Source organism: Nostoc sp. TCL26-01 (assembly GCF_013393945.1).
Lineage (GTDB): Bacteria > Cyanobacteriota > Cyanobacteriia > Cyanobacteriales > Nostocaceae > Trichormus.
The window spans coordinates 2,063,811-2,077,704 of the sequence record NZ_CP040297.1 but is presented as its reverse complement, the minus strand read 5'-3'; the positions used below and the strand labels follow the sequence as shown (position 1 = coordinate 2,077,704).

The 13,894-nt window shown below is 38.3% G+C and carries 7 protein-coding genes; 2 read left to right on the top strand and 5 right to left on the bottom strand.

Annotated elements, in window-relative coordinates; translation table 11 throughout:
- Positions 1-159: 159 nt before the first annotated feature.
- A complete protein-coding gene (locus tag FD725_RS08980) occupies positions 160-1,224 on the bottom strand; it encodes an NAD(P)/FAD-dependent oxidoreductase (RefSeq protein WP_179047804.1) in 1,065 nt (354 codons plus the stop codon).
- 214 nt (positions 1,225-1,438) lie between these two features.
- Here FD725_RS08980 and FD725_RS08975 point away from each other — a divergent pair, with 214 nt between their 5' ends.
- Positions 1,439-2,281 (top strand): YaaW family protein, encoded by an 843-nt coding sequence (locus FD725_RS08975; protein WP_179051482.1) that lies wholly within the window; start codon positions 1,439-1,441, stop codon positions 2,279-2,281.
- Positions 2,263-3,585, top strand: coding sequence for an O-antigen ligase (locus FD725_RS08970; protein WP_179047803.1), 1,323 nt, complete (start codon positions 2,263-2,265; stop codon positions 3,583-3,585). Before FD725_RS08975 ends, FD725_RS08970 begins: the two co-directional genes overlap by 19 nt.
- A 490-nt stretch (positions 3,586-4,075) precedes the next feature.
- On the opposite strand, the gene FD725_RS08965 is transcribed toward FD725_RS08970, so the two are convergent.
- The 4 genes from FD725_RS08965 to FD725_RS08950 all read right to left on the bottom strand — a co-directional run bounded on the left by FD725_RS08965 (position 4,076) and on the right by FD725_RS08950 (position 13,173).
- On the bottom strand, positions 4,076-6,409 hold the full coding sequence (locus FD725_RS08965) for an NACHT domain-containing NTPase (RefSeq protein WP_179047802.1): 2,334 nt from the start codon (positions 6,407-6,409) through the stop codon (positions 4,076-4,078).
- A 393-nt stretch (positions 6,410-6,802) separates the two neighbouring features.
- A complete protein-coding gene (locus FD725_RS08960) occupies positions 6,803-7,912 on the bottom strand; it encodes a response regulator (protein ID WP_179047801.1) in 1,110 nt (369 codons plus the stop codon).
- 154 nt (positions 7,913-8,066) lie between these two features.
- Entirely contained in the window at positions 8,067-9,278 is a 1,212-nt protein-coding gene (locus tag FD725_RS08955; RefSeq protein WP_179047800.1) for an EAL domain-containing response regulator, read from the bottom strand.
- Positions 9,279-9,291: 13 nt separating this feature from the next.
- Positions 9,292-13,173 carry a PAS domain S-box protein gene (locus tag FD725_RS08950; protein ID WP_372726709.1) on the bottom strand — a complete coding sequence of 1,294 codons (3,882 nt, stop codon included), beginning with the start codon at positions 13,171-13,173 and terminating at the stop codon, positions 9,292-9,294.
- Positions 13,174-13,894: the final 721 nt, after the last annotated feature.

Below are 13,894 nucleotides of genomic sequence, written 5' to 3'. Positions count from 1 at the left end.
ACTAAACTAGCTCTCCTGTTTTGTTAACACTACTTATTGAAAACATAGTCAATAGTCGATGCTCAAGGGTCAACAGTCAAAAATTATAGTTTGGGAGACTGGAGATGATTGATTTGCTAACTTACTTATATCGAGTCACCAGTCTAACGATAGATGCAATTATTCACTAAAAACTTTGAAAAAGTTCACACCAGGAAGTAGTAATTGACTTAAATAATTGTTAATTTCCCCAGATGCAGCTATTCCTGAAAGCATTGCTCCTTCTACAAGATGGCCACCGCACCAATCACCACAACAAACTAAAGGTAATGGCGATGCAGCCGATAAAATTGGCTCTGACCAAGGAATGCTAGGAAAAGCATAGCGCCAACGATGAACTTGTAACCACTCTGGTGTAGTTAAACCGGGAATTGCTAAAGTCTCAGCAGCAGATTGCAACATCTGCTGTCCTAATGGTTGTAAGTCTGGTGATTCTAGATGTTGTTGGGCAAACTTGGCACTACTGTGCAAGACAAACACTGGTTGTTGGGGTTGGAGACGTTTGCTGCTATCTAAACCAATCCATCCCAAAATAGCATCATCAATAAAACTGATAGCTTGCCAATCAGGGATAAGATGAGAGGAAGCAGGATAACCAGCGATCGCACTAATACAAGCAGAGAATTCCACAGCACTTAAATTTGTCAGAAATTCTCCTCCCAGTACACCTTCCCCCAATGGTGTTAATAGTGTCAAAGCTTGAGGTGCAGGAATAGCCACAACTAAAGCCTTAGCTGTTAGTACCTCATTGCTCGATTCTAAAGTCAGTCGCCAAGTTTTGTTTCCAGTTAAGTTAATTTCTGTGACACGCTGATTGAGTAAAATCTGCAAATTCTGAGCGAGAAATTTAGCGATCGCACTCATCCCCCCAGGCGCAACATAACGGTATGCTAAGTCAGGAGTAAATAGTCCTGAATCGGGATGGAATTCATGAACTTGATCTGTCCAGACTTTTAGGATCTGGCGATCGCACAATAACTCCACAAGACTAGTAAATAATTCGCCTTTAGGCTTGAGATAACAAGCACCATGATCTGCCAAAGTTTCGTGTAAGCGTCGTGTAGCCACTCGTCCCCCCAAACCACGAGACTTTTCCACAACCAACACAGAATAACCAGCTTGACTTAACTGCTGGGCGCAAACTAAGCCAGCTATACCTGCACCAATGACTATGATATCGTTCATAAATTTTAGAGACTTGGAAAGGACAAGGGGACAAGGAAGGGGATAAGGGGATAAGGGGACAAGGGGACAAGGGGACAAGGGGACAAAGAGATAATTCTTTCCCCCATCTCCCTATCCCCCCATCCCCCCATCTCTCCCTCCCCATTCCCATTTCTGATGAAAGCTAATAGTAGAATAGGGTACAGATATGCAGCATGGAAGGGAGGAAGGGAAATTGGATGAGTTGAGGGCGGCGCTAGAGTTAGCAACTGACGAAGAATTACAGGATTTAACAGCAATTCTGTTTAGTCGCAAGTTCAATCCCCTAGATTATGTTCACACACCGGAACCCATCGAAATTCAAAGTCAAGACCGTGAAGCTTGGCTAGATTCGCTAGAAAATCGCTTTCGATTTTTAGCAGCAGATGGGGTAACAGTACTTAGGGGACGGACAACCCAAGTAACTTACCGTCAAGCACTGATTCAAGTTTGTAAATATTTGAAAATTCCTTACTCTCAAGATTTAACAACAATTGATTTAGAAGCAGAAGTATTTCTCCATCTGTTAGGAAAGGTGTGGAAAAAATTACCAGAAACAGAAAAACAAAAATTGGCGGCGCGAGTACAACGTCATCTGGTGAAATCCAATATCAAACAACCTTTACCACTACTATTACAGCGTGATCCTTTGAGCTTGTTATTAAAAGGTGGTAGCGCTTTAGCTGTGACATCCGTTGTTCAACCACTTGTTTTACAACAAATTGCCCGTCAATTTGCCTTGCATTTTGCCACATACCAAGTAGCAACAGAAGCAGTAATCAAGGGTTCTCAAGTAGCAACAACACAGTTTCAAAGCTATGTAGCCTTGCAAATGGCTAGAAGGGGTATGACTGTAAATGCGGCTCGTTATGGAGCAGTTCGCAGCCTGTTTGCTTTTGTTGGCCCTGTGATGTGGGCTTGGTTTTTTGCCGATTTAGGCTGGAGAACCATTGCCACTAACTACGGTAGAATTATCCCTACTATTTTTGCTTTGGCGCAAATTCGTCTCACCCGTGCTGAATGTTGGGAGTTGGCTTGAAAATAGCTTTTTATCGTCCCAAACCTGATGATCAATTTCCTTGGAATTGCTTTCAATTAGGACTATTAATTTTTCCACTCACGCCTTTTGTGGGTTTTGTCTGTATGATGTTGGCGGTATTGATTACCTGGTGGCGACAATACCGCACCATTATTCAGCAGCCAATTAACTGGGGATTTGCTCTTTTCAGTTTTTTGCTGTTTGTTTCTGCTGTCTTTGCCAATGACAAAGCGGCAGCTTTTGTGGGACTGTTCAATTTATTGCCATTCATCTTGATAGTGACAGGTTTGAGCGCCTTAATTCAAACAACTGCCCAATTAAGGCGCATAGCCTGGATTTTGGTGATTAGTTCCGTACCAATTGTCATGATGGGCTTTGGACAGTTGTTTTTGGGCTGGGATTTGCAGGTACAAGTTTTGTGGATTTTGCTCGATTGGACTATTACACCATCCGGATTTCCACCAGGAAGAATGGCAGCGATTTTCATGCACGCCAATATTTTGGCAGCTTATTTAGCGATCGCTTTCACACTAGCGATCGGATTATTATTAGATGAAGTTCATTCTCCAGTCCCCAATACCCAATCCCCGATCCCCAAAATTTTCCTCACCCTCTCAATCATCGCTAACTTTGCCGCTTTGATTTTAACTAACTCGCGTAATGGATGGGCGATCGCTATTATTGCTTGTTTAGCATTCGCATTTTATCAAGGTTGGCGCTTATTAGTCGGTGGTGTTGCTGGCATAGTCACTACTGTTTTATTAGCAGCTTTTGCCCCTCCCCCAGTGGCGCAAATTTTTCGTCGTGTCGTCCCGGCTTTCTTTTGGGCAAGATTAAACGATGATTTGTATCCAGACCGGCCAGTGGCTTTAATGCGAAAAACTCAGTGGCAATTTGCTTGGTCTTTGACTCAACAACGTCCCTGGACAGGATGGGGATTGCGTAATTTTACAGCCCTTTATAAAAACCAGATGCAGATTGATTTGGGACACCCCCATAATTTATTTTTGATGCTATCTGCGGAAACTGGATTGCCATGTACTTTGTTATTTTTAGGTTTACTTGGTTGGATATTTTTTGCGGGTTTTCAAATACTCAGAAAATTAAATGCTCAGGGGAAAGAAGATGGATTAATATTATTTAGTTATCTGGTAGTTTTTGGTGAGTGGGTGTTATTCAATACAGTAGATGTAACTCTATTTGATTTTAGATTGAACACTCTTTCATGGATCATCATGTCTGCTATTTGTGGAACTGTATACTATTACAATCGGCATCATGATTTAGTTACTAACAAAAGTTAGTATTTTGTGTATACCTGAGAAAACTGACAATCATAGCTATATTTTAGTAGCGCAGAAGAATTTTCAGTGGTTATACTGCGGCACTCATAGATTTTGGTGAATAAGATAATTATATTCACGTTTGTGACTGTGAGTGTGGCTAGTCACTAATTAGCCACTGTTGCTGATTGTTGGGAAGGTGTAGGGATAAACCCTTTTGGGTTTTTCCTGCATGACAGGCATCTTAAAAAGATGCCTTTTTTCATGGAAGTTTTTGTTAGTTAAACTTTAAAATAATCCAAGTTCAATCAATAGGTTTTCTACTTGATTCTTCCAATTTCCTCTAAATGTAAAATAGTATTTACCTGCATTTCTCACAAAACGGTAGGGGCGGGTTAACGAGATATTCGTGAATGATTGAAGCATATTTGTGAACCCGCCCCTACAGTCTCTGGACTTTGGTTTGATAAATTTCGTGAGAAATTCGGGTTTAGTAGTTACGAATTACGAATTACGAATTAGTATCAGCACTGTTTTGGTGAGAGAATTTGACAATCGACATTTCTAAATGACTCCGTAGACTAGGCGAAAGATCATTAGCCACTAAAAGACAATCTAGAAGTAACTTATTTGCATCCCAGTACTGTTGTAAATCCTGACAATCTTGTTGATGGAACTGCCAATCATAGCCAATTTGGCGAGTATTGATGAGTACAGTTCGTAACTCCTCTGTCCAGGTTTGGCCGTTGGCTTGCCACCAAATTCTTAAATTTTCTCGACTTTGAGTAGGAGATGGTAGCTGATATTGGAGGTGTTGCAGAGATTGGTGCAAAAATACTTCATTGACTAACAAGTGTTTCAAGTCAAGCGCTAAGTTTAAAGTAGATAGTCTCAAGAAAAAGATATCTGCCGTGATTGTCAAACTTACCATCAGTGCATGAATCAAAGCCAAATCTAGAGCTAAATCTCCAGACAATTTACTGGTAAACTGATGATCTAAAGCGATCGCTAAATCTTGATTGCCAGCTAAAGGATTATCTGGGGGTAGAGCAGTCGTCAAGTAAAAAGCCCGGACACTAGCACAGCAGCACTCAGATTTGACTTGAGCAGATTTTTGTTCTACCCACTGCAGAAATTTAGATAACTTAGCATTTTTGATCACCATATGATCAATCGCTGCCTTCATTAACTTAAATAAAGCATCTGCTGGTTTGAGCATTGCCGCACTTAGTAAAAAGACTTTGCGCCAAGGTTTATCATTTAAGTGATTAGTCAAGTCTTTTAAATTTTGATGATTAGTATTAGTAACAATCTCTCTAGCTGTGAAATACTCTTGAAAAATTAAGTGAGAAAAAGCATAAATTCCTTTTGCCTTTTCTACTAGCAGTCCATGTTGCATTTCCATCATTTGCAAAACTGCTCCACTCTCTAATTCTAAAGCATCTAGATCAGTATTTGCATTAGGTAAGCTACATAAATAATCAGCAATAATTTGTTTAATTTGAGTTTCTGTAAACCAGTAATGCTGTTGATAAAAGCTAATGATGGCAATGTGACTAAGTAGTTTGATTTTATGTAGTAAAGACAAGTCAGGTGTGACTTGAGAAAATTTCATTCCTCTAACTTCATCCCAACGTACTAGTAGTAGATCCAGAGATTGCTTATAAATTTCCCAATGGTTAGGAGGAAAGTCTCTCACAGATTGCCAAAACAGACAAATGAGATTCAATAGCAGTGGTGTAGTCGCTAATTGGAGAATTTCTGAGTTTTCGGCTATCTCCAGTTTTTGCATGAATTGATAGACTATTATTTGCGCTTCATCAGGAGAATTTTTGGCAACTAGTGAAAACCATTTATGGGTAAATTCAGCTATTTGTAATTTATTAAAATCAGCAATTTCTAATTCAGTAAAACCATAAAACTTAGAGTGGTTTGCACCTGTGCGACAAGTAATAACTAAGCGATTTTTGTAAAACTTATCAATAAAACTCCTGATTTTATTCAGAATTTTTTCCTGATTGCTGCCAATAATCTTATCTAAGCCATCCAATAAAATTAAAGCTCTACCTTGATGTAATATCATCATCAATTCTAATTCAGAAATACTAGAGTCCATCAAATATTCATGTATGTATTTGCATAAACTAAGTTGATGGTAATCTCTAGCATCATCAGCAAAACTCTTAAGATTAATGAAAATTGGTAAATAGTTGCCCAGAAAAATACCTTGATTGCAACTCAGGGCAACTGATTGTAAAAATGTAGTTTTACCTGAACCTGGTTTTCCTAACAGAATCATCTTCTCATATTTGGCGACGGCTGCTAAACCACCAAGTTGTTGAGAAGACAATTGAGTGAAAATAGAACTGTGATGGTCATGAGAGTTTAACTTTTGTAATTCATTAATATCTAACCATTTTTGATTAGCAATATCTTCACAAACATTAACCTCGATATAAATATCATTGACAGCAACAGGTCGAGTAATATCTAAAAGATGTAATGTACCGCATTGGGCTTGAATTTTATGGTGATGAATTGCTCTGAGTTTTTCTACCAAACCGTCAATATCTAGCGTGGCGTGTTCTTCTAGTAAATCTAGTGTGATAGACTCATCAAAAACAAATGGTTGAACAATTTCTGAGGCTTCTAACTCAAGGGCAGAACATATATCATTAAAGACATGACGGTCAACAGGCTTACCACTAAAAAATTTCCATATGGGCTGGCGAGTTTCTAACCCGACTTCAGAAGCTAAATATTCTTGTGTCCAACCTTTGCGTTTAAACGCCTGCTTGGCCTTTTTGATACCTTGTGCTGATGCTTGTAGCGATCGCTTTGCCATTGGTGTACCACCGAACTATGATACTAGTCTGCCCATTTGTATACAACATATACAATTTATACTCTAACTTAAACGAAAAACCCAACGCGATCGCAAACATCAGTTACAGATAATAGTCATTGAGTCAGCCAAATCTACATACCCAACTAGCTTACGGCATTGCCCAAGGGCAATTTGCATCTTGAGTAATGCCCAAGCTTTTATTAGTCAATGGTCAATGGTCAATGGTCAATGGTCAATAGTCAATAGTCAATAGTCAATAGTCAATAGTCATTGGTCATTACGCATTACTCATCACTCAGCACTCCCTCACTCCCTCACTCCCTCACTCCCTCACTCATCACTCAGCACGGGCTAAACGCCCCGCTTCCGCTAACAGCACTCAGCACTCCCTCACTTCCTGGGTAACGTACTTGCAGGTAGCATTACTTGCACAATAGTTTTTTCATCTGGCTGGCTTTTAATCTTCAGATTGCCGCCGTGTAATTCTGCTAGACGTTTAGCAATAATTAATCCTAAGCCTGAGCCTTGTTGTTCATAAAGTTTACGTTCAAATTGCTGATAAGCACCTAATTCAGCAATTTGTGTTGCGGTCATCCCGCGCCCGTAGTCTATAAAATTTAAAGTTAATGTATTATTAACCAACTCAGTATTAATTTGAATGGGACTTCCCGCAGGGGAAAATTTGAGAGCATTATCAACCAATTCTTCGATAATTTTAGTCAGCTTTTCTAGCGAGATTTTCACATTACACGGTTGTAAATTGACTTGCAAATCGGCTTTTCTACCTACTTTTATAGCTTTTTCCGTAATTATATTCGTTAATAAAAGAGTAGGAAATAGAGTATTTTGGCTTTGTAGTAATTTAATTTGTTCTGAATCTGTAGCAATAATCTCTAGTTCTGCATACAGCAAAAAATTTTGAATCAACGCAAATAAACGTTCACCAGATAAATAAATAGACTCAGCCATATCCCGAATTGTTCCGGCATCTAGGCTCTCGCTTTCTTCCATCATAAACTGTGAAAAACCTAAAATCCCATTCAAAGGTGTTCGCATTTCGTGAGGGAGAGATAGAGCTATACTATTACGTAAATTTTCCAGTTTTTGTTGGCTGTGCTGTTTAATAATACTGTGTTTTTCTAAGCGACAACTAATTGCTGTTAATAACTCTACTCTAGTAAAGGGCTTAATCACGTAATCATCTGCCCCCAGTGCCATGCCTTGACGGAAGTCGGTTTTGTCAGATTTAGCAGTTAAGAAAATTAAAGGAATCATTGCCGTTTCTGGCTGTTGACGTAACGTTTTTAATACTTCATGACCATCTAGTTCTGGCATCATGACATCACAAATAATTAAATCAGGAATTTCTGCTTGCGCTAATTGCACACCCATACGTCCATTGTGAGCTTCAAGTATATTGTTAAATCCCTCACTATGTAGTAGTTCTAAAATATTTTGACGAACATTGATGTCATCTTCAATAACTAAAATTTTACTCATATTAATTTAAAAATAAAATTGGTTATTATACACTATAAAGATCATAGAAAATTCATAATAATATCAAATCTTAATTAATCAGGATTACTAAATTACAGCACGGGCAATTAATTAGGTGTTGTTAAGAAAATGATAAATTTTAAAAATTTGAGCATTAAACAGTCAAATGCTTGTTAGTCCATAAAAAGTTTTCAAATTCTGCTGCTGGTAATGGACGACTGAACAAAAAACCTTGCATAGCATCACATTTGTTTTGCTTGAGAAATGCCAACTCTGCTTCCGTTTCGACTCCTTCAGCAATCACTTGTATATTCATGTTATGTGCCATTTCAATTAAAGCTTTGGTAATAGCAGACTTTTGGATATCTTCATCTACATTATGAATAAAATAGCGGTCGATTTTTAGAGTACTGACTGGTAAATTTTTCAAGTAGATTAAAGAAGAATAACCAGTGCCAAAATCATCGATCGCAATTTTCACTCCTAGAGATTGTAATTTTTTCATAGCAACAATCGTAATGTTTAAATCTTGCATAATCATGCTTTCTGTTAATTCTATTTCTAAGCAATGTGGAGACAAATTATTAATTTTTAAAGCATCTGTAATTTGTTGAATAAAATCTGGTGTATTAAATTCCATTGCTGATAAGTTGACCGAAATTGTCAAACATTCTACTCCAGCTTTATGCCAGGTTTGAATTTGCTGACACACGTTTTTTACTACCCACTGATCAATCGGCACAATTAAACCTGTGGACTCGGCTATGGGAATAAATTCTGTAGGAGTAACAAAACCTAACTCCGGACTATGCCAACGTAATAAACTTTCGGCTGCAACTATTTTGCCAGAATTAATATTAACTATTGGTTGATAATACAGCACAAATTCTTGAAAATTTTGTTGCTTAATCACTTTATGTAACCCCATCTCTAATAACTGCAATTTTGGAGATGATGTTTTAATTAAATTTTGATTGCTCAAATACTTTTTTAACGTAGCTTGTCTTTCTAGCCGATTCATCACAGCGCTCAATAATTCTGCTCTGGTAAATGGCTTGGTTAGATAATCATCTGCACCCATATCCATACCTTGACGAAAATCTGCTTTAGCTGATTTAGCTGTGAGAAAAATAAAAGGAATAGTTGCTGTTAATGGTTCTTGGCGTAACGCTGTCAATACACCATAACCATCAACTTCTGGCATCATCATATCGCATAAAACTAGGTCAGGAAATTCTGCTAAAGCTAAATTTATGCCAATTTTGCCATTGGCAGCAGCTATAGTAGAAAAATCTTCTGCTGCTAGCAAATCTAGAATATTTTCTCTGACTGATTCTTCATCTTCAATTACTAAAATTTTAATCATTCTCTACCTCAATTTATATTTGATTATTCAATGGTAGTTTCACAGTAAATTTTGTCCCCATTCCCAGTTGACTAACAACAGAGATTTCACCTTGATAAATATCAACACATTTTTTGACAATGGCTAAACCTAAGCCAGTCCCGACTATATTGCCAACATTTTTGGCACGATGGAAGGATTCAAACAACCGAGGTATGTCTTCTGGGGGTATGCCAATGCCCTGATCTTTAATTTCAAATATGGCATATTCATTCTGGCAGTCAAAAGTAAATTGAATAGTGCTGTCATCAGGAGAATATTTAATAGCATTTGCCAGTAAATTATGCAGAATATGTCCTAGCAATTTCTCATCCATATAACATGGTATGGTTTTATATTCACTAATAAAGTGCAGCTGTTGATTGCTAATGTTTGCCTGTATTTCTCCGACCAAATGACGACAATAAGCCATCAAATCGAAGGATGTGGGGATGAATTCTAGTTTTCCCGCTTCTGCTTTACCAATGACTAAAACATCATTTAACATCTCTGTCATGCGCTTGACAGCAGATTGAATCCGATGTAAATGAATGAGTTGTTTTTCTTCTGTCCATTTGTGGCGATAGTGTTCTAGTAGTTCCGATGAAGACAGAATAGTACTTAATGGTGTACGAAATTCGTGGGAAGTCATAGAGACAAAGCGAGATTTGAGTTCGCTGAGTTCTTTTTCTTTTTCTAGTGCGATTTTTAATTCTTCTTCTAGTTGTTTGCGTTCTGTCATATCTATCAGGTAACCAACCATTTCTACTGGGTTACCTGTGTCATCTTCAACTATCCGACCTTGATCATATAGCCAATGATATGTACCATCTTTATGGAGAAAGCGATATTCTAATTTGTATTGTCTTTTCTCTAACACTTGAGAAAATTCTGCCAACACGGAAGATAAATCTTCTGGGTGGATACGATTAGACCAAAAATTTGTATCTTGAATAAACTCCCAAGTTTCATAACCAGTTATAGTGGTGATATTGTCGCTGACAAAAATATCGCCAAAATCTCCCAAAGTTTTACAAGTATAAATTACGGCTGGACTAGAGGTAAGCAGATATTGCAGTCGCTGTTGGCTGATGAGTAATGCTGTTTCTGCTTGTTTGCGTTCAGTGATATCTGTTTGAATGCCAATGTAGTGGGTGAGTTGACCTGTTGAGTCGTAAACTGGGGAAATGTTTAACTCATTCCACAATAGGCGACCATCTTTACGATAGTTCCGGAGAACTACAGTACAAGCTTTGCCTGCTTGCATGGCTAGTTTAAGTTCTTGGATTCCTGGTTGTTCAATATCAGCGCTTTGGAAGAGGCGAAAGTTTTGACCAATAACTTCCTCTGCCAAGTAGCCTGTCATTCGTTCAAAAGCTGGATTGACGTAGATAATCGGCCCGTTGGGGATGCTAGCATCAGCAATAATAATCCCATTACTGCTAGCATCGATCGCTCGATCACGTAATCTTAAACCTTCTTCTACTTGCTGACGTTGAGTAATATCTGTATGAATACATACAGTACCGACAACTTTACCATTAGTATCTTTAATTGCATCAACTCTGAGGTCAACTTGTAATAGATTACCCTCATGCGATCGCATAGTCACCTCACCCCGCCAAGACTCCCCTTTGAGAACACTAGTAAAGATTTGGCTACGTTCATCAGGCATATGGAAAATTACCCACATTCCACCTACCGCTTGTAATTCTTCTAAGTTATATCCATATAATTCCGTAAAAGCCGGGTTAACATAAATACCAATACCTTGGTTGTCTTCAATGGCAACACCATCACTTGTGCTTTCAATTGCTTTCTGGAAACGCAATAAACAATCCTCTGCCATTTTACGCTCTGTAATATCACGAGTTACCTTAGCAAAACCACGTAATTTACTAGTTTGATCGCGTAATGCCGTTAAAATGCAATTTGCCCAAAAATGTGAACCATCTTTACGAACAAAAAGACTTTCACATTCATATCGCCCAGTAGCTGCGGCAATTTCTAGTTGCTGAGTTGGTAAAGCTTTAGCTATATCTTCTGGCACAAAAAAGCAAGCGAAATCTTGCCCGATAATCTCTGTAGTCTGATAACCAGTAATACATTCTGCACCAGAATTCCAACTCATGACTCGTCCTTCAGGATCAAGCATATAAATTGCGTAGTCTTTGACATCTGCTATCAATAAACGGAAGCGTTCTTCACTCTGACGTAATTCTTCTTCTGCTCGTTTACGTTCAGTGATATCTGTCGCAATCCCACATACTGCATACGTGACACCATGAACATCTTTGAGAGGAAACTTAACAGTTAGGTAAGTGTGTAAACCATCTTGTTGGGGAATGACTTCTTCGCTTTCTGTTGGAATACCATTGGTCATTAATAGATGATTGTTTAACGCAAATCTCTTAGCAATATCATCAGGCCAAACATCATAAATACTTTTGCCAACGATTTCATTTTGGGTAAAATTGATGAGCTTTTCATACTCTTGATTAATCAACACAAAGCGATTTTGAGTATCTAAGACAAAAATTACCGTTGGTGAGTTATCTAAAATGGCTTGTAATTGCTGCTGAGTGTTGTGTAGGTTCACCTCTGCTTGTTTGCGCGTTGTAATATCTCGATCTATACCCCGATAGCCACAAAGTTTACCTGTTAGATCAACTATTGGGACTCCGCTAGTTTCCAAAATGACTAAATGACCATCTCGATGAATGTTAATACTCTCCAAAAATTTAAATGGCTGTTGCATTGCCGCAATGGGTGCAAAAATATCTTTTACACGCTGGGCTTCTGCTGGTGGCATAAAGTCGAAGGGTGTTTTACCTAATAATTCCTGTGGTTCGTAACCTAAAATATCTCTGATTTGAGGACTTGCGTAAGTATAAATAGTATTTTCATCAACTTCCCAAACCCAATCACTACTCGCTTCTACCAAGTTGCGGAAGCGTTGTTCACTTTGAGTGAGTGCTTCTTGGCGATCGCGTAGTGCCGCTTGTTGTTCGCTCACATCTTCTAGTGTACAGAGAACACCAATCACCTTACCTTCACTATCACGAAGGGGAACTTTATTTGTCTTTAACCAAATTTGCTGCTCATTGGTTTTAAGTAAGAGTTCAATGATGTGATACTCAGGAGTACCGGTCTTAATGACTCTAGCATCAGATGCTCGGCAAAAGTCTGCGTCTTGATAATTGGCAAGCAGATCATCGTCGGTTTTACCCACAATCTCTTCTGGATGCTCAAAGCCTAGCATCCTGGCAAAATTCAGATTACAGCCTAAAAAGACGGAATTGATATCCTTCCAGCAAATGCACTCAGGAATGGTATCGAGAATTAGCTGCAACATTAGTTGCTGTTGAGTCATTTGGCGATCGCTCATATCTAACAGTTGTTGTCTATTCCTGTGCTGCCAGATTAAGCTGTGATCAACTAGTTCCATTATTTCTATTCCTAGTTCTGACTTAGTTAGTGGCATTGCTGCGGGCGCTAAACAGTCATCATCAATATCTATTTGCTGGTTTAGCTGTGTTATTTGTTCTATTACTTGACAAACATTTTTATGACTAACTGTTCCCACTAGTTGATCTTCTTCATCGACAATTAACAAGCAATTTGATTGATATTGCCGTGATAATAAAACTATTTTAGAGATATCTTCCAAATCTGAGAGTTTTAATTTGATTTCTATAGGATTCATGACTGCGGACACGGGAGTTGTTGGCAAATCAATTCCCAAAGCTACCAATTTCACTACATCATGTTCTGACAACCACCCAAGTGTCTGCAAACTACCAACTAACAAGACATCCACACCTTGTTTTACCATCTGGGAAATAGCATCTGACAACAGCGTTGCTGGCTCAACCATCAGTGGCGAAATGTCAATAATTGATTTAAGGCATCGTAGCCATAGAAGTTGACACAGGGATTGCATAGATAATTACAATGACTAGTATTAAACAATCGTTATCCAAAGCAAATGCCTTAGTTTTTTGTAATATTTTGACATTAAATAAATAATAGTATCTGGCGTATATATACTGTAAACTTCGTATGAAGAAATACAAAACTATTTCCTTAAACTTTACACTCAGGCAAGAAGTGTAGTGGGGAATTCTCAAAAACACAAGCTGGAATACCCTGTTTTTTTCAACTTTTGATTGATTACTAGTTGTATTTATGACTCACACAAATATTATGCTTTGTTAATTAAGATGTATATTTATTAATTTTTATTCCTGAAATTATTTGCTTAGGCTAGGAGTGGTAGGGAGGATATGTTCAGTTAAGCCTAAAAACTACAACTAGTATAGGTTGGTTTGAAGAATAGACATCTGGTAGAAATTAATTCTGCGTTGCCCGAAATCCTTGTAGAGACGTTGCACTGCAACGTCTCTACATTCATTTTCCCCAGATGTCTAATGTAGGGGTAAGCCTTATCGGAGAGTAACCCAATAGTATCAGGACTTTGTTGGGTTGAGCGACAGCGCAACCCAACCTACTTTTCTGCTTAACTGAACCGTGCTGATATGATTCACCAATATCTCACTTAACTCGCCCCTACAACTTCTTGACTAGACAGGTGTACT